Source organism: Nocardia sp. NPDC059228, from assembly GCF_042754245.1.
Lineage (GTDB): Bacteria > Actinomycetota > Actinomycetes > Mycobacteriales > Mycobacteriaceae > Nocardia.
Genome location: NZ_JBHZAL010000030.1, coordinates 1 through 17,039, shown reverse-complemented (window position 1 = coordinate 17,039; position 17,039 = coordinate 1). Strand labels below are relative to the sequence as shown.

The 17,039-nt window shown below is 66.2% G+C and carries 17 protein-coding genes and 1 pseudogene; 7 read left to right on the top strand and 11 right to left on the bottom strand.

The features are described from left to right. Nucleotides 1-234 precede the first annotated feature (234 nt). On the bottom strand, nucleotides 235-1,044 hold the full coding sequence (locus ACFXKA_RS32900; RefSeq protein WP_379430261.1) for a PIG-L family deacetylase: 810 nt from the start codon (nucleotides 1,042-1,044) through the stop codon (nucleotides 235-237). 295 nt (nucleotides 1,045-1,339) lie between these two features. Here ACFXKA_RS32900 and ACFXKA_RS32895 point away from each other — a divergent pair, with 295 nt between their 5' ends. Continuing rightward, nucleotides 1,340-2,098 (top strand): dienelactone hydrolase family protein, encoded by a 759-nt coding sequence (locus ACFXKA_RS32895; protein ID WP_354836766.1) that lies wholly within the window; start codon nucleotides 1,340-1,342, stop codon nucleotides 2,096-2,098. Nucleotides 2,099-2,290: 192 nt separating this feature from the next. On the opposite strand, the gene ACFXKA_RS32890 is transcribed toward ACFXKA_RS32895, so the two are convergent. The 3 genes from ACFXKA_RS32890 to ACFXKA_RS32880 are packed head-to-tail and all read right to left on the bottom strand — an operon-like array spanning nucleotide 2,291 to nucleotide 3,820. Then, entirely contained in the window at nucleotides 2,291-2,917 is a 627-nt protein-coding gene (locus ACFXKA_RS32890; RefSeq protein ID WP_354836764.1) for a hypothetical protein, read from the bottom strand. A gap of 56 nt (nucleotides 2,918-2,973) precedes the next feature. Beyond that, nucleotides 2,974-3,264, bottom strand: coding sequence for a hypothetical protein (locus ACFXKA_RS32885; protein WP_379430260.1), 291 nt, complete (start codon nucleotides 3,262-3,264; stop codon nucleotides 2,974-2,976). A 19-nt stretch (nucleotides 3,265-3,283) separates the two neighbouring features. Beyond that, entirely contained in the window at nucleotides 3,284-3,820 is a 537-nt protein-coding gene (locus ACFXKA_RS32880) for a helix-turn-helix domain-containing protein (protein WP_354836760.1), read from the bottom strand. 58 nt (nucleotides 3,821-3,878) lie between these two features. Between ACFXKA_RS32880 and ACFXKA_RS32875 the strand changes: the two genes are divergently transcribed. From ACFXKA_RS32875 to ACFXKA_RS32865, 3 genes are all read left to right on the top strand, one after another. Then, nucleotides 3,879-4,523 carry a dihydrofolate reductase family protein gene (locus ACFXKA_RS32875; protein WP_379430259.1) on the top strand — a complete coding sequence of 215 codons (645 nt, stop codon included), beginning with the start codon at nucleotides 3,879-3,881 and terminating at the stop codon, nucleotides 4,521-4,523. A 71-nt stretch (nucleotides 4,524-4,594) separates the two neighbouring features. Further along, nucleotides 4,595-5,005 (top strand): VOC family protein, encoded by a 411-nt coding sequence (locus ACFXKA_RS32870; RefSeq protein ID WP_379430258.1) that lies wholly within the window; start codon nucleotides 4,595-4,597, stop codon nucleotides 5,003-5,005. A 133-nt stretch (nucleotides 5,006-5,138) separates the two neighbouring features. After that, nucleotides 5,139-5,501, top strand: a complete 363-nt coding sequence (locus tag ACFXKA_RS32865) for a hypothetical protein (RefSeq protein ID WP_379430257.1) — start codon at nucleotides 5,139-5,141, stop codon at nucleotides 5,499-5,501. Between the two features lie 28 nt (nucleotides 5,502-5,529). On the opposite strand, the gene ACFXKA_RS32860 is transcribed toward ACFXKA_RS32865, so the two are convergent. From ACFXKA_RS32860 to ACFXKA_RS32835, 6 genes are all read right to left on the bottom strand, one after another. Continuing rightward, complete coding sequence (locus ACFXKA_RS32860) at nucleotides 5,530-6,171, bottom strand: esterase/lipase family protein (RefSeq protein ID WP_379430256.1); 642 nt, start codon at nucleotides 6,169-6,171, stop codon at nucleotides 5,530-5,532. A gap of 304 nt (nucleotides 6,172-6,475) precedes the next feature. Then, on the bottom strand, nucleotides 6,476-6,943 hold the full coding sequence (locus tag ACFXKA_RS32855) for a MaoC/PaaZ C-terminal domain-containing protein (RefSeq protein WP_354836750.1): 468 nt from the start codon (nucleotides 6,941-6,943) through the stop codon (nucleotides 6,476-6,478). Nucleotides 6,944-7,167: 224 nt separating this feature from the next. Beyond that, on the bottom strand, nucleotides 7,168-8,307 hold the full coding sequence (locus ACFXKA_RS32850; RefSeq protein ID WP_379430255.1) for an acyl-CoA dehydrogenase family protein: 1,140 nt from the start codon (nucleotides 8,305-8,307) through the stop codon (nucleotides 7,168-7,170). Nucleotides 8,308-8,340: 33 nt separating this feature from the next. Next, nucleotides 8,341-10,491: a 3-hydroxyacyl-CoA dehydrogenase NAD-binding domain-containing protein gene (locus ACFXKA_RS32845; RefSeq protein WP_379430254.1), complete on the bottom strand. Its 2,151-nt coding sequence runs from the start codon at nucleotides 10,489-10,491 to the stop codon at nucleotides 8,341-8,343. 31 nt (nucleotides 10,492-10,522) lie between these two features. Next, entirely contained in the window at nucleotides 10,523-11,743 is a 1,221-nt protein-coding gene (locus ACFXKA_RS32840) for an acetyl-CoA C-acetyltransferase (RefSeq protein ID WP_379430253.1), read from the bottom strand. A 79-nt stretch (nucleotides 11,744-11,822) separates the two neighbouring features. Then, nucleotides 11,823-13,625 carry an AMP-dependent synthetase/ligase gene (locus tag ACFXKA_RS32835; protein WP_379430252.1) on the bottom strand — a complete coding sequence of 601 codons (1,803 nt, stop codon included), beginning with the start codon at nucleotides 13,623-13,625 and terminating at the stop codon, nucleotides 11,823-11,825. Nucleotides 13,626-13,766: 141 nt separating this feature from the next. On the opposite strand from ACFXKA_RS32835, the gene ACFXKA_RS32830 reads away from it, so the two are divergent. Continuing rightward, nucleotides 13,767-15,020 carry a PucR family transcriptional regulator gene (locus ACFXKA_RS32830; RefSeq protein ID WP_379430251.1) on the top strand — a complete coding sequence of 418 codons (1,254 nt, stop codon included), beginning with the start codon at nucleotides 13,767-13,769 and terminating at the stop codon, nucleotides 15,018-15,020. Between the two features lie 304 nt (nucleotides 15,021-15,324). On the opposite strand, the gene ACFXKA_RS32825 is transcribed toward ACFXKA_RS32830, so the two are convergent. Further along, on the bottom strand, nucleotides 15,325-15,480 hold the full coding sequence (locus ACFXKA_RS32825) for a DUF6131 family protein (RefSeq protein ID WP_354836738.1): 156 nt from the start codon (nucleotides 15,478-15,480) through the stop codon (nucleotides 15,325-15,327). 652 nt (nucleotides 15,481-16,132) lie between these two features. Between ACFXKA_RS32825 and ACFXKA_RS32820 the strand changes: the two genes are divergently transcribed. Continuing rightward, nucleotides 16,133-16,738 carry a hypothetical protein gene (locus ACFXKA_RS32820; RefSeq protein ID WP_379430250.1) on the top strand — a complete coding sequence of 202 codons (606 nt, stop codon included), beginning with the start codon at nucleotides 16,133-16,135 and terminating at the stop codon, nucleotides 16,736-16,738. A gap of 5 nt (nucleotides 16,739-16,743) precedes the next feature. Continuing rightward, a pseudogene (locus ACFXKA_RS32815) lies at nucleotides 16,744-17,039 on the top strand (cyclase); the annotation flags it as partial.

Genomic DNA, 17,039 nt, shown 5'->3' with positions numbered 1-17,039 from the left:
GCAGCCTTGAAGATCTCTGTCGAATTGCTTGCCCCGCATTACAACCGAAGGTGTCCTCCGGCCTGCGGTAGCGTGCGTTCCCCTGGATCAAGATTACTTGCACGCGGCCGATGCGTAAAAGACGAATGATGTGAGGCGGGTACTGGGCACAGCGTCTGCCTATGTTGCCGAGTCCACCAGGTCACGACGGGCGGAACAACCCGCCGTGACGGTGTGGAGCGGGGACTGCGCCGGTCAGCGGAGGCCGGCGAAGAGGTCGGTTTCGCGGGTGGGTACGGCGACGCGGTTGAAGTGGCGGACGAACGATTCGGTGGCGAAGATCGTGTGCTGTAGTTCGGCGGGCAATTGGAGGAACGGCACGCTGTCGCTCTGACTGGCGTGGGCCTCGAGCGCCTTGATCTTGCGCCGGGTATAGGGGGCCACGTCCACGACGGTGGTGATCTGATCCATGGGCGTGCCGAAGTTGTCCGGCGGCTCGAAGTCGATCAGGCCTCTCACCCGCAGATCCGCGAACATTTCGCGGGAGGATTCGCGCGGAAGCGCCGTGTAGTAGAGCTTGTCCGGGATATCGGTCGCCGCTGCCGCCGCCACCGCGACACGGTTGGCCTGGATGTGGTCAGGGTGGCCATAGTTGCCGTTTTCGTCATAGGTGACGACCACCTGGGGACGGTAGCGCCGCATCAGGTCCGCGAGTCGTGCGGCCGCCTGATCGACCGGAATATTCCAGAAGGCCTCGGGGTCGTGGTTGGCGTCCCAGCCGTCCATCCCCGAATCGCGGTAGCCGAGCAGCTCGACGTGCTGGATGTCCAGCAGCGCGGCAGACTCCTGAAGTTCGGAAAGTCGTTGTGCCCGTACCGCATTCGGATCGTGGCCGGGCGCGCCCGGCTTGATCCCGCCGGGCGCATCGCCCTGCTCACCATTGGTGCAGGTCACCAGGACGGTCCGGATTCCTTCGGCGGCATACTGCGCGAAAACCCCACCGGTGCTGAGGACTTCGTCGTCCGGATGGGCATGTACGGCCATGATCGTCAGTTGGTCGGTCATGAGTCCCCATCCGTGTGTGCTCGGCGATTCGGTGCATTCACTCTACGAACCAACATCGTGACTCGGAGCGGTGATTCCCGTGTCTCGAGATCGCACGGCGACCAGCGCTGTGATCGGCACGTATACCGCGCGGGTATCACCGGATGTTCGAAGTCATGAGATGGCGCCGAGGCGGGGATGGATGCTCGTTGTCGATGTGCGCGCCGCGCCATTCGCGGCTGTCCGCCGCCGAGTCGAATCGGCCGATCTTGCATGAGGTACGTTCGAAAGGGCCACGCGACAGGAGGATTCAACGATGACTGCTGTGCACGGGATGTCGGTCGACATTCGGACACCGGACGGAGTCGCGGACGCGTACGTCGTCCATCCCGACGATGGCGCGCCCCATCCGGGAGTGCTGGTGATCCAGGACGGGTTCGGGCTGCGGCCGAGCCTGCGGGCGCTGGCCGATCGTATTGCCGCCCACGGCTACACCGTCCTGCTACCCAACGCCTTCTACCGGCACGGGCGCGCACCGGTGGTCGAGCTGCCGGACTTCATCGACCCGTCGGAGCGGCCGGAGATCTTCGAGCAGGTCTTCCCGATGATCCGCGAGCTGACACCGGAGCGAATGCGTTCCGACGCGGGCGCCTACCTCGACTGGCTGGCAGCGTCGCCGCGGGTCGCCCCGGGCAAGGTCGGTCTCACCGGCTACTGCATGGGTGCCCGGCTGGCGGTGATCATCGCCGCCATGTTCCCCGACCGGGTCGCGGCGGTGGCCGGATTCCACGGCGGACCGCTCGTCACCGACAGCCCGGAAAGTCCGCACCTGACCGTCGGAAACATCACGGGGGAGCTGTATTTCGCCCACGCCGGCGAGGACCACCACATGACTCCGGAGCACATTGCCCAGTTCGACAAGGCACTCGATGCCGCCGGTATCCGCCACCGCACCGAGGTCTACGAAGGCGCGCAACACGGCTACACCCAGGCCGATACCTCCGCCTACGACGCCGAGGCCGACGAACGCCACTACCGCGAACTACTGAACCTGTTCGACCGCAACCTGCGCTGACACCCAATTCGGCTGAGCCCAAGACCCTCGGTCCCATACACGTGCAGCGTCCCACGATCCGCCACATCCGCGTCCTGGAACCGCAACCCCGGTCGTCGCTGCGAACATCATGGCGAGCGATGCGCTTGCGCTGCTGTGGGTCTCGACCGCTCGGACGGGCGGCGCCGGAGTGCCGGCGCCGCCCGGTGCGGGTTAACCCACCAACTCGGGGACGCGCAGGTGTGCGAGCGCGAGTTCGAACTCACCGACGTCGGTCACTTCGACGCCGGCCTGCTGGGTCGTGGATGCCCGGAGATCCGCGGCCTCCATGCTGTTGCGAGCCATGGCCTCGGCGCTATCGAACGAGGCACTCGAGACAGCGGTCCCGGTTGTCCGATTGACCATGAGACTGGCACTGCAGAAGCCTTCCAGCCCTTCCATGCCCGGCAGGGCAGCAGATCGGTAGACATTGATGGCCGAGTCGAGCCGATCCGGTGTGGTCCGGGTCCAGATCGCACGCACGCAGGCACCCTCCTGTGCGCGGTGGTCCCGATGCAGAACGGCGATATCCCATTCCTCGACCAGCGGTCCGCCACCCCCGAACATTTCGGCCGCGCGATCGCGAATCGGGCGAACTCGACCCTGGCTGTCACGCATCGCGTCTTCGGTTTCCCACGCGGTCGTGGCGATGCACCGGCCGGAGCGTCGGTCGACCATGAGCGACAGGCCCACCCAACCGGGCATGTCCGCCAATTCGGACATCACTTCATCGCGCATGTAGGCAATCCCGGCATCAATAGAGGACAGCTGCGCCTGAATCGTGCTAGAGCGTGCGAACACGTTCGATCCACCTCCTCTGAGCGGGGGCAGCGCCTCGGTGACGCCACCGACGCCCCTCAGCCTGCCCCGGCAAGATCGCTGTGGCAATAGCCTGCCGGCAAACGCTCGGCAGCCATGGGTGAACAGCGGAAACAGATCACCCGGCGCCGCCCCGATGCCTGAGCGGATATCTCGACTTCCCGCGCATGCGGGCCGGCGGCGGCGTGGTCGCAGTACCACCGATATGGCGAATGCGGCTGCGAGACCTGGAAATCGGCAGAGAGCGAACGGTTCTCGTACAAACCGACATGGTGTACTCCGGGCCGCACCGCGGCCGGCTGATGAGGCAGTTCTTGCTTGCCGGTCACCGCCGAAGATCCGCGGTCGTTATCCGGTGGCGTACTGCTCTCGGCGGACTGCGGCTTCGTAAGCGGCAGTGAGTTCCGACAGGACGCCATCGGTCGGGGGCGGTGCGCCGTGTAGGTGGATGGCACGGAGTTCGGCCATGAATCGCTCCCACAGTGCGGGGCCGCCGGCGGCGAGGAGTTCGGCTCGCACGGTCAGCTCCGGGGTCGTATCGAGCCAGCGTGCGCCCCATGCGCCGAGCTGAGCCATGACCGGCACGAGCTGGATCGCCGCTTCGGTGAGGTGGTATTCCACCTTCTGCCGGTGGCTCGGATCGTCGTCGCGGGTGAGCAGGCCCGCGTCGACGAGTTTCGACAGGCGAGCCGCGAGGATGTTCGAGGCGATGCCCTCGATGGATCCGGAGAGTAGTTCGCGGAAGTGGGTGGCACCGCTGAACATGATGTCGCGCAGGACGATCAGACTCCACCGGTCCCCGAGCAGCTCGACCGTCATATTGATCGGGCAGCCCGACTTGCCCGGGGGCGTCGTCAGCTTGTCATGAGCAACTGGTTGCACCATGAGATCAGTCTAGGTACAGTCCAAACTGATTGCATATTGCAACCAGAAGGGATTGTCGATGGCGCAGATGGTTCGGGTTCACAATTTCAATCTCTCCAGCGATGGCTACGGCGCCGGGGAGGGGCAAAGTCTCGCGCACCCGTTCGGTGATGCCGACGCGACCGCGCTGTTCTCCTGGTCCGGCGCCACCGCCCACGCGCCCACCCGGACCGAGCCTGGCGGCAGCTACGGCCTCGACGACTACTGCACCCGGGAATGGCACCGCAACATCGGCGCGGAAATCATGGGCCGCAACAAATTCGGTCCCCAACGCGGCCCGTGGGAGAACTACGAGTGGGAAGGCTGGTGGGGAGAGGAACCGCCCTTCCGCACACCGGTATTCGTCCTCACCCACCATGTACGGCCGTCGATCACCCGGGGCGCCACCACATTCCATTTCCTGAACACATCCCCGAAGGACGCCCTGGAACAGGCTTTCGAGGCCGCCGAAGGTAAGGACGTCCGCATCGGCGGCGGCGTGGCCACGGTCCGCCAATTCCTCGACGCCGACCTCATCGACACCCTCCATTTCGCCGTCGCGCCAGTCGAATTCGGCCACGGCGAAAGACTGTGGACAAGCCCCGGCGAACTCACCGACCGCTTCCACCTGGAGCAGATCCCGAGCCCGAGCGGCGTGACGCACCACTTCTTCTGGCGTCGATAGCTCGGATCATCTGGCGGTGCCGCCCGGGCGCGCGGGGCGGCACCGAGTCCGATGCGGTCTCGCCGGCAGCGGTGACGTTGCAGGACACTGAAATGATGGCTAATCGCTGGGTCGGGGTGACCATCGACTGCGTCGACGTCGAACGGGTGGCGGGCTTTTGGAGCGCGTTGCTGGACCGGCCGCGGGGGCCTTCCGAACCCGGCTGGGTCTATCTCGGGGATCCCGGGGATCAGCAGCCTCGCCTTGTCTTCCAGCCGGTGGCCGAGCCCAAGCGTGGCAAGGTACGGGTGCATCTTGATGTCGCAGTGGACGATATCGATCAGGGGATCGCCCAGGTTGTCGCGCTCGGCGGACGGTGGACGGGGGAGCGGCACGACTATGACGAGGGCGTGGTCGTCGTGATGGCTGACCCCGAGGAGCACGAATTCTGTCTTGTTCAGTACCGCTCGCTGTTCGGAGCAGACCCGACCGACCGCGGTTGAACGGATCATCCCACCGATGACGGATTCGATGACCAATTCAATGCCCTACTGCGAGATGCCCAGTCCCTGTTAGAGTTCGCCGCCGTCTTTGTTTCGGGCGCGGCGGGGATTCGACAAGAGGAATGGGTTGGGGATGAAGCGTGTGTTCGGGGTGGGCTCGGCCGCCGCGGCGGCGTTCGCGATGGCAGTCGGTGTAGCGGGCGCAGCCCCCGGCGATGTGAGCAACGGCGACCCGAATGTGCTTGCACAGCAGCAGATCCGGCACGTGTCGGTCGGAGTGGATATCCCCTCCGACACGTGGGTCTTCGCGCCCCCGGCCGCCGGACTCGCCTGCTACTGGGGTTACGTGCCGTACCCCGGCTATAACGCCCAGGGCAAGCCCTATTCGCCGTGGACGGACACGCTCCACGTGGTCGGCCCCGGCGGCTGGACCGAACACCTCGACCCCGGTTCAGTGATCGAAACCAACTGCTACATGCACCGATCCGGTGTGTGATCCACCCTCGAAACGCCGGTGAATCGGGTCAGGGGCAGCCGGTGGCCAATGGCGCACCACGCAGCGCGGAATCGATCAACTGCTGCAATGCACTGTCGATCGGCTCTTGACCGTGGGAGACCGTACGGCCGGGGCAGAACGATTGGATACTGGCATTGGTCGCACCCGGCAGCGGGCTCTTCTCCGCCCCGGCGTTGTCGGAGGAGAAGTGGTAGGCGATCAGGCCCGACGGCACCGCGGGATCCGCATTGAGCCGAGTCAGGAATGCCGAACCCGGCACCAGATCTTGGCAACCCGGGGACACCCCGGAGCATAGGGTTCCGAGGTCGTCACCTTGTTCGGGTGTGCCGTAGTCGATGTAGGTTCCGACCGAATCGATTCCGCCGAGGAATTTCACATAGGCCCGCTCTGCGAGACCGCCCATGGAGTGACCGACCAGATCCACCCGTCGCGCCCCGGTCTGTCGACGGATATCGGCGACCTTGTCGGCGACGGCCTGCGCTGACTCCGAGATCGGTGCTGTCCCCGTAGGATTCCCGGCCAGCACCATCGAAAAGGTGGAATATCCGCGTGCATCGAGCCAACCCTGCAGGCTCTCCAACCGCGCCTGATCCGCATAGATGCCGCCGATCACCAGGACCGGGTCCCGGTCACCGCCTTCCGCTGCCACGGCCCCGACCTGCCCCGTGACCAATCCTGTTGCCGCGCATAGCAGGACGATTCCTATGCGTGCGATCTGCCTGAGGGAGTGCATCGGCCCGCTTTCGTTGAAGATCTGACTGCCGTTCTACCACCGCAGTTATCAGCGTGCCGAGTCGGTGCAGCCGATCCGAATTTCTCGAGGGCGTTGCGGTGGATCCTGACGGCTTGGCTTCAGAGCCTGGCATCGACCTGGCGGTCCAACCGGTCGCCGAGATCCTGAGCGCGGCACGCCAGGCCGCCATAAGCAGGGCCGACAGCAATACCAGCGGGTGTCATGTAGCGGCGTTGCCTCGGCAGTGGACGTAGCCATCGAGTTCGATGATCATGACGCGCTCGTCGTGCTGGTTCGAGAGTTCGCCCTGGACGCGGACTTTCGCTCGCCCGCGCCGCGCCGGCGCGACCTCGGCGATCGTGACCCGGCCCGTAAGGGTGTCTCCGGGGTGGACCGGTTTCGGCAGCGTCATGCCCTTGACGTCGCGTCCGGCGACGATGGCCCATCGCGAGTAGACGCCGGCCACCGCGAGTCGTTGGAACACGCACAGAGTGTGTAGTCCGCTGGCGATCACACCGCCGAAGTGTTCACCATCGCCGACATGGATTGCCAGCGGATCCCATTGCTGCGCGAACGCGCGGATGGCCTCCTCGGTCAGGCTGTATCGGCCGAGTTCCTGTGTGACACCGATTATCTCGGTGAGGTCCTCGGCGTAGAGGCGCGCGCCTGTGGACTGGTTTCCGTTCATGGGATATCTCCTTGGAGTGGCTCAGGTGAGGAGACTCGGTGGGCAGCGGTGCCCTGACGGCAGGCGCATGCTCCGACTGGTGCCCGAGGTGCCGCTGAGACCGCTCGACCAGCGGTTCGAGCAACAGCGCGCCGAGTTGGCGCACGACGGCGAGGATCACTTGGTTGGCGGACCACTGATGACGCCAACCAGATGGTCCTCGCCGGCCTATGCGTCAGGCGTCGTCACCGGGTGTACAGATCGCGGGCGATGATCATCTTCTGGATCTGCGGTGTGCCGTCACCGATCTGGTAGCCCGACACGTCGCGCAGCATGGCCTGCAACGGCATTTCCTCGGACCAGCCGATGTGGCCGTGCAGGACGACACAGTCGTTGATGGCGGCCATCGCGACCTGTGGAGCCCACCATTTGAGCATCGCCGCCTGAGCGGTGTGCGGCTGGCCGGCCATGCGCAAGCCGAGGGTCTGGTAGGCCAGCGCCCGGACCGCGGTGATGTAGGTGTTGTGCTCGGCCAGCGGGAACTGCACACCCTGGTTCACGGCCAACGGCTGCCCGAAGGTGGTGCGCTGCTGGGTGTATTCCACGGTCATGTCGAGGGCGCGCTGCGCGGTGCCGATCACCATGAGCCCGATCAGGGTCCTGGTGAGGTCGAATTCGCGCATGATCCCGTGGAAGCCGGTGCCCGGTTCCATCATCACGGCGGAGTCGGGCACGAAGGTGCCGTCGAAGATGAGCGCGCCGCGGCCGATGGCCTTGCAGCCCGGGTCGTGGAAGGCCTGGCGTGCGATCGTCGGATCGTCGAGCGGCACCACGAAGGCGCCGATTCCCTTGGCGCGCTTGCCCGGATCGGTCTGCGCGATGACAACGGCGACGTCGGCGTGCGGGGCCTGGGTAATGGAGGACTTCTCCCCGTACAGTTTCCAGCCGCCCTCCACCCGCTCGGCGCGGCAGGTCAACGCGGAGGCGTCGGAACCGGTGCCGGGTTCGGTGAGCGCGGTGCAGCCGATGGCCTCGCCGGAGATGAGTTTGGGCAGCCACTCCTCGCGCACCGCCGCCGGGGCGTGTGCGGCGAAGAAGCTGGTCTGCACATTGACGAAGAAGTACGCCAAGGCCATGGTCGAGCAGGCGTAGCCGATTTCTTCGGCGGCGATCCCGAGGGCGAGCAGGTCCGCGCCCTGTCCGCCGTACTCCTCCGGCACCGCCAATGCGGTGAGACCCGCGGCGGCCAGCTCCCGCAGCTCCGCGCGCGGGTATTCCGTGCTCGCGGCCCGTTGCAGCTGGCCGGGAATAAACTTCTCGCGGGCGAATTTGCGGATGTTGTCGCGGAAGACGAGGTGATCCTCGTCGAGGATGAACGCGTTCATGATGGGTCCGATCTGGTTGCGGAAGTAGGTGATTCAGCGGCCGACGAGGCTGCCGGTCTCGGCGGCGGCGACCAGCGAGGCGGACGGGGCGAAGCGGGGGCCGTAAGCCCAGGCGAGTTCACGGGCGCGGGCGACGAATCCGGCAGGGCCGCCGGGGTAGGTGTTGATGAACGACAATGCGCCGCCGGTCCCGGCCGGGAATCCACCCATCACCGACCCGACGTTGGCCGTGGTCGCGGATTCGACGATGCCTTCCTCGAGGCAGGCGGCCACCTCCAACGCGATCCGGAACAAGTAGCGGTCGCGCAGATCCTGGAACGGAATGTCCCGGGCGGCTCCGAACGCCTCGCGCAAGCCCGGCCACAGCCCGAGGCGCTTGCCGTCGGCGTAGTCGTAGAAGCCCGCGCCGGCGGCGCGGCCCAGGCGCCCGAATTCGTCGACCATGCGGACCACGACGCCCTGGCCGGCGGTGCGTTTGTCCGCGCTACCCGCCGCGGCTTCCCGGTCGGCGATGATCTGCCGCGACAGCGACAGGCTTACCTGGTCGAGCACCAGCAGCGGCTGGGTCACCATACCGTTCTGCAGCGCCGCCTGTTCGATGGAAGTGGCGGGCACGCCGTCGGCCACCATCTCGCACGCCTCGAACGTGGCCGCCATGAACAAGCGCGTCAGGTAGAAGCCGCGACCATCGTTGACCACGATCGGCGTCTTGTTGATCAGCCGGACCGCGTCGACGGCGCGCGACACCGTTTCCCGGTTGGTCAGAGCACCTTTGACCACCTCGACCATCGGCATCCTGTCCACCGGCGAGGAGAAGTGCATGCCGATGAACGCCTCCGGCCGGGTGACTCCCTCGGCGAGTCCGGAGATCGGGATCTGCGAGGTGTTCGACGCGAGCAGCGCGCTGCCGTCGAGGACCGGCTCGACCTGCGCGTAGGTCTTCTTCTTCAGTTCGGGGTCCTCGAACACGGCCTCGATCATCAGATCCGCACCGGCGAGGTCGGCGTCGTCGGCCGTCGGGGTGATGCGGGCGAGCAGATCGTCGGCGCGCTGCTGGGTCCAGCGGCCCTTGGCGACCGCGGCCTCGACCAGCGTGTGCGAGTACGCTTTGCCGCGTTCGGCGGCCTCCAGCGAGATGTCCTTGAGGGCTACGGCCACACCGGCTTTGGCGTATTCGTAGGCGATACCCGCGCCCATCATGCCCGCACCGATCACCGCCACCTTGGTCGGACGGAAAGGCGCCAGCCCGGCGGGCCGGTCGGTGTTCCGGTTCGCCTGCTGCAGGTCGAAGAACGCCTGAATCCCGTTGGCGGTCAGCGGGTTCAACGCCAGGTTGGCCACATACCGGGTCTCGATCGCGGACGCTGCGGTGAAGTCGACGAGGCTGCCCTCGACCGCGGCGGCGATCAGGTTGCGCGGGGCCGGCAGATCGGTTCCCTTGAGCTGCTTGCGCACGCTCGCCGTCAGGGCCAGTACCTGCTGCGACAGTTCGGCTCCGTTGGGTAGGCCGCCCGGCAGAGTGTAGCCCTTGCGGTCCCACGGCTGGACCGGAGCCGGGTTGGCTGCGATCCACGCCCGTGCGGCGGGCAGCAGTTCGGCGTCGGTGTCGACCACCTCGTCGACCAGCGCGGCCGCGAGCGCTTTGTGTGGGCTGAACTTGGTGCCCTTCAACAGAACGTTCGTCAACGCGCCGGCCAAGCCGAACATGCGCACGGTGCGCACCACGCCGCCCGCGCCGGGAATCACACCGAGGTTCACTTCGGGCAAGCCGATCTGAACTCCTGGACGGTCCACAGCAATTCGGTGATGTGTGGCCAACGCGAGTTCGAGGCCACCGCCGAGCGCGGTGCCGTTGATCGCGGTCACGACGGGCTTGCCCAGGCGCTCCAGCCGACGCAGCAGCGCCTTCGCCCCGTCGAAGAAGGCGGCGATCTGTACCGCGTCCGCGCTCTGGAACAGTGGCCCGACCTCCTTGAGATCCGCTCCGGCGCTGAAGATTTCCTTACCGGAGGTGATCACGACACCCGCGTAGGTCTCCCGTTCGGCCTCCAGGCGGTCCACGGTGACGGCCAGCGACTGCCGGAAGGCGGCATTCCAGGTGTTGGCGGTCTGGGAGGGGTCGTCGATGGTCAGTACCACGATGCCGTCCGTGCCGAGTTCCCAGCCGATGATGTTCTCGCTCATAGTCTTTCCAGTCCTCTCTGGTGTGGGCGGATCAGCTCAGGCGCTCGACGATGGTGGCGATGCCGATGCCGCCGACCGCGCAGAGCGTGACCATGCCGTAGCGTTTACCGGTGCGCTCGAGTTCGTCGATGACGGTGCCGAGCAGCATGCCGCCGGTCGCGCCCAGCGGGTGCCCCATGGCGATGGCGCCGCCATTGACGTTGATCTTGTCCACGTCGATGTCGAACTGCCGGGCGAAGGTCAGCACCACGGCCGCGAACGCCTCGTTGACCTCGATCAGGTCGATGTCGTCGATGCTCAGTCCGGCCTTGTCCAGCGCCTTGCGGCAGGCCGGGTAGGGGCCGGTGAATCCGATCGACGTGTCGGATCCTGTGACCGCGGTGACCACGATCCGGGCGCGTGGGGTGAGCCCGAATTCCGCACCGACACGGGCGTTTCCGATGGCGAGCAGCGACGCACCGTCCACGATGCCCGAAGAATTGCCCGCGGTGTGCACGTGCTCGATGCGCTCGAGCTCGTGATAGCGCTGCAGCGCGACGGCGTCGAAGCCGCCGTGCTCACCGATCGCCGCGAACGACGGCCGCAACGCGCCCAGCGACTCCACGGTGGCGTCCGGGCGAACCAGTTCGTCGTGGTCGAGCACGACGACGCCGTTGAGATCCGCGACGGGCACCACGGAATCCTTGAACCGGCCTTCGGCCCACGCTCGGGCGGCGTTCTGGTGCGAGCGCGCGGCGAATGCGTCGAGATCGGTGCGGCTGAACCCGTACTTGGCGGCCAGCAGATCCGAGGCCGGTCCCTGCGGAATGATCGGGGTGCGCTGGTAGGCATTGGGATCCGAGGCGACGACCATGCCGCCGTCGGAGCCCATCGGAACCCGGGACATGGATTCGACGCCACCGGCGAGGATGAGGTCCTCCCACCCCGAGGCGATCTTCTGGGCCGCGGTGTTCACCGCTTCGAGTCCCGAAGCGCAGTACCGGTTGAGCTGCACGCCCACGGCGGTCTCGCCCAATCCCGCACGCAGTACCGCCATTTCGGCGATGCCGAAGCCCTGCTCACCGACCGCGCTGACACAGCCGAGGATCACGTCGTCGATCCGGTTCGGGTCGATGCCCTTGTTGCGCCGCAGCAGTTCCCGGATCAGGCCGGTGGCGAGCTCGACCGGCGCGATCGTGTACAGCCCACCGGTCGGCTTGCCCAGACCTCGCGGGGTGCGAATCGCGTCGTACACGAGTGCTTCTGTCGTCATTGCTCTCTGTCTTCCGTTCTGTCGCTTCGGATTCGACGCGACGGTTCATACGATTGGAAATGCCTGAGCGGCAGTGCGTTCAGGCCCGGTCGCGCGTGTAGAGCGCATCGATCTCGCCCGCGAATTTCTCGGCGATGACGTTGCGGCGCAGCTTCATCGTGGGAGTGATCTCGTCGCTGCCGGGTTCCCAGACGACCGGCAGCACGGTGTATGCCTTCACCTGCTCGACACGCGACAGTCGAGCGTTGGCGGCGGCGACGGCCGCGTCGAGCCGGCGTCGAATGGCCGGGTGGGCCGCCAGCACCTGCGGCGATCCCTCGATGCCGTGCTCGGCGGCGAACTCGGCCGCCGCCTCGGGCTCCAGGGTGATCAGCGCGGTCACGTACTTGCGCCGATCACCGATGGCCACCACGGATCCGACCAGCGGGCTGGCCGCGCGGATCGTGCTCTCGATATTGGCGGGGGACATGTTCTTGCCCGCGGAATTGATGATCAATTCCTTCTTGCGATCGACGATGGTGACATAACCGTCGGCATCGATGACCCCGACATCGCCGGTGTGCACCCAGCCGCCGGCGTCGACGGCCTCGGCGGTGCGGACCGGGTCGTTGCGGTAACCCTTCATCGATCCCGGGGTGCGGACCACCAATTCACCGTCCTCGAGACAGCGAATCTCGACCCGGTTCAGCACCGTGCCGACGGTGCCCACCCGCTGCGCACCCGGACGATTGGACGTCGCCAGACCGATCTCGGACATACCCCACGCCTCGGCCACCGGAATCCCCAGTGCCAGCAGGAATTCCAGGGTCTCGGGAGTGATCGGCGCGGCGCCGCTGTAGGCAATACTCGTCTGGTCCAGACCGATTCGTTCCCGCAGCCGCGCCAACACGAGGCGCTCGGCCAGCAGATACCGCAGCCGCAGCGCCACGGAGATCGATCGGCCCGCGAGATCCGCGGCGACCTTGCGACGGCCGACCCCGAGCGCCCACGCGGCCGCCGCACCGCGCCCGCCGGTCTGCTCGGCGAGCGCGGTACGCACCGCCGCCTCGATCTTGTACCAGAGCATCGGCACGGTGACGAACACCGTCGGCCGCACCACCGGCAGCGCGGCCGCGAGGTTCTTGCCGTCGGCCACCGTGTACACCGCCGCACCGGTGACGGCGGGCATGTAGTGGGCAAGCCACCGGTTGAGGGCGTGCGCATCGGGAAGATAGGACACCACCCGCCCACCGCAACCCACAGCGAACTCCGGGATTCCCAGCATCGCTTCGGTGCCGAACATGGCGTTGCGATGCGACATCTCCACGCCCTTCGGCGCCCCGGTGGTGCCGGAGGTGTAGATGATGGTGATCGTGTCATCGGCTTCAACCGCACGCCAACGGGATTCGAAATCGAACTCGGGATCGCCCAGGGCTTCGAGTTCGGCGAGCGTCATGGCGCCCGCCGGGGCGTCATCGAGGCAGATCACGTGCTCGACCCGGCCACCCTCTTGGGCTTCGAGCACACGTGCCAGGAGCTGGGACTCGCACACGACGACGCGATTGCCCGCATTGGCGAACAGGTAGGCGATCTGCGCCGGGGCGCTGGTGTTGTAGACCGAGAACGGGATCGCGCCCAGGTGGTACGCGGCGGTATCGATCAGATGGAACTCGGGGCGGTTGGTGAGCATGATCGCGACCGTGTCACCGCGTCCGACACCGAGGGCCGCCAGCCCTGCGGCGAGCCGGTGCACTCGCGCACCGTATTCACCCCACGTCAACGCGGTCTTGCCGTCGAGTGTGCGCAGCGCGAGATCTCCGGCCCGAGTCGCGCAGGTGTGCTGGAACAGTTCGCACAGCGACTTCGCCTGCGACAGCCGCGAAAGGGTGTCTGTAGTGCTCATGACGGTCAGTGTGCTGTCATGCGCGAATGGGACGCTTGTACCGTGGATCACAAAGCGACCGGCCGCAGTTGTGCCGCCGCCGCAGTCTGTAATGTGCCACGGCCGCCATCTGTACATCGACGTACGCCGGGAGAAATTGATATGCGTCAACCCCGTGACCTCGTTGCGGAGGCCAGAGCCTGGTTCGAATCCTTCGCCGACCGTGAGGTGGCCGAGCCGGAGTTGAGCACCCTGTCCGGGCGAATGATCGATGCCATCGCAGCTGACGTGCCCGAGATTGGATCCGACGCCGCGCTCCGACAGGAACTTCGGGTCGCCGTGCACGACGGAGTCGGCGCGTACTTCAGCCAGGGGCCGCACGAACGTCCCGGCGATATCCACCTGCCCAACGCCGCCAAGGCCCTGGGCCGCGCACTGGCCCAGCGCGGCTACGACATCGCACTGCTGCAACGCTGCTACCGGACCCTGCAACGCATCAGCTGGGCCGAGATCATGACCTCCGCCTGCCGTGAGATCACCGATCCGGAGTTGTTGCCGGTGGTGCTGGATCTACGGTGGGATCACTTGAGTCGCACCATATCCGGTGCTACCGAGCGCGCTGAAATGGCCTTTCTGGACGAGACGCGGCGGCAAGCGAGCAGCGCGCTGACCCGCAGGCGCGAGCTCGTCGAGGCAATCCTGCACGAGGACAGGGTCGATGTCGAGCGCAGCACACGGCAACTCGGGCACAACCTCTACATCCAGCAGACCGGCCTGATTATCTGGACTCTGGACCGCACCGAGGACGACGTCACCGCGATGCTGGAGACACTGGCCGTCGACATCGCGACCGGTCTCGGCGCTCCACGTCCGCTGATGCTGCCCGCCGGCGGCCGGATGCTCTGGGCCTGGCTGGCTACACCCGAAGTGCCCGACCTCCGGAAGATCGCTCACCTGAAGGCATTTCAGCAGCGTCAACCGATCGTTCAGCTGGCCGCCGGGGTCCCCGCGACCGGAGTGGAAGGATTCCGCGTCAGCCACCAGGAAGCCCTGCGGGCCTACCGGATCGCGGCGGAGACCGAGCCCGCGCCGGTCACCCTGTACCGCGATGTCGAACTCGTCAGCTGTCTGGCCGCCGACATCGCCGCGCTGTCGCGGTTGGTGCGCCGCGAACTGGGCGGCCTCGCAGAGCGGGGCGAGGCCACCGCACGGCTGCGCGATACCGCCCTGGTCTACCTCGAACAAGGCAGTATGGCCAAGGCCGCCGAATTACTGAGCGTGCACAAGAACACCGTGCTCTACCGGATGCAGCAGGTCGAGGAATTACTGCCGCAGCCGCTCGACGAACACAAGATGGCCTTGGAGGTCGCTCTCCGGGTAGTGGCCACCCTCGGTGAACGGGTGCTCCCGCACTGAAGACCGATCGGCTTCGGTACGAAAGCCGATGGCCGTCAATAGTTCATGTTGAGTTCACGACGGTAGAAGGGCCCGGCGGGAACCGGGCCTGATCCGGTCGAATTCTGGTGCGCGATACTGGGATTGAACCAGTGACGCGCACGCCGTTCGCGCCACAGCGTCCCGGTCCGCACCGGCCTGGGACCAAACGGGCATCTTCCAGTGATAGGCCGATCTGTGCACGAGGCCGAGTGCCGTCGACCCTGAGAGTGTGAGTCGACGGCGGTGACGGCCACCGGATCAGAGCGCAAACGCGATCCAGGGGTCAGTAATAGTGACTTCGGCCGCCGACGGCGTGACCCGCCATCCCCAACAGCATCAACGCGAGGCCGATGAGGAGGACAACGATTCCGATGGTCCAGAGGATCGGGACGCTGAATATGAACCCGACGATAAGAAGGATGATTCCGAGAACGATCATGGTCAGCTACCTGGTTTCGCTGCTGTACTGGAAGGGCCTTTGAAACCCTCCGTTGCTGATGCTGGTATCGATCGTGTGCGCAATGCCGGCATGCGTCACCGCGCCCACCCAATCCCGCTGTTCCAGTAGGCGCCTCAGGCCCAGGAGCGGCCGTGATCACGGCCCCTCTTCTCGAAGGCTCCCGGCCTACTCGAGCGGTCTCCTGGCGGATAACCCGGATTCGGACAGTTAAACAACGCCGTTGATAGGGCGCACCTGTCTCCCGCTTCTTGTCATCGGACTTCGAGTCCGGACCGTCAGTCCGGATCGACCTTGTCCGCGAGCTCCGAGTCTTTGTCGGTTCGTGAATCCGCCTCGCGGGATGGACCCGCCCGCTGGGCAATTTGCTCGGCCTGCGCCGTGTCGACCCGTCTTCTGCCCTTGCTGCCCGGCTCCCGCCTGCCCCCGCACTTCACGCTGGCCGAACTCGATTGAAGCCATCCAGATCTTGGCCGATAAGGCGGAGATTGCTGGGTATACGCCAGGTAAGGCCATTCGCAATATGGCCTACCCCACTCATCGGGTCTCGACCGATCCGGGGCCGCATCGGTGCAGCGGGAGTCGAGCAAGCAAGGAGTAAGCCATGCAAGGTGGCACAAGAATTGCGATAGGCGTGGGAATCGGCTACGTACTCGGCCGCACACGCAAGATGCGTTTTGCGTTGTCGCTGGCGGGTGCGGCGCTGGCGAAGCGATCTTCGGGATTGTCCGGGGAGCTGCTGGGGCGAGGAACTGAATTGCTCAAATCGTCACCTGAGCTGGCGGAGCTCACCGACACCGTTCGCGGCGAGTTGGTGGGTGCGGTCCGGTCGGCCGCGGTGACCGCCGCGAGCAACCGTATCGACGCACTCAACACACGGCTACAGCAGGGCTCAACCATCGTCTCGGATACAGACCGGGACCGTTCGCACGAAACGGATTCCGACGAAGATCAGGACGCCGACGATACCTCCCGAGACGCCGGGGAATCGTCCGCCGGCGAGGACGAGGATCTCGAGGACCGCACCGAGTCCGGAACAGACCACGACGACGAGGAGCGCAGGAAGCAGCCCGCGGCGCGGGCGCGGTCGAGCAGCCCGAGAACCACCCGCGCGCGTCAATCCGGCTCCCGGACCCCGGTTCGTAGGTCCGGATCTTCGGATCGTCAGCCTGCCTCGTCCACGCGACGCCGTAGTCGCGCCGATGCCGACGAAGCGCCCGTGCGCCGCACGAGGAGATGAGATCGATGCCGAAGACGTTGCACGACAAGACCAATGGAGTCGGCAAGCTCGCTGCCGACGCTGTCGGCAAAATTGCGGACACCGCGACCCATGCGGGGGCGAAGGCCGGGAAATCGTCCACCCCGACGGGGTTGCTGCAACAATCGGTGCAGAACCTTGCCGGGACCCTGGCCGAACGCGCGGTAGCCGGGTTGTCGGACCGGGCATCGCGAACCGCGGAGCGGCTCACCGACTACGCAGAGGGTAGCGGAGGCAATCTGCTGGCGGCGGTGACCGGGGTGGAGAAACTGGCCGGGGGCGC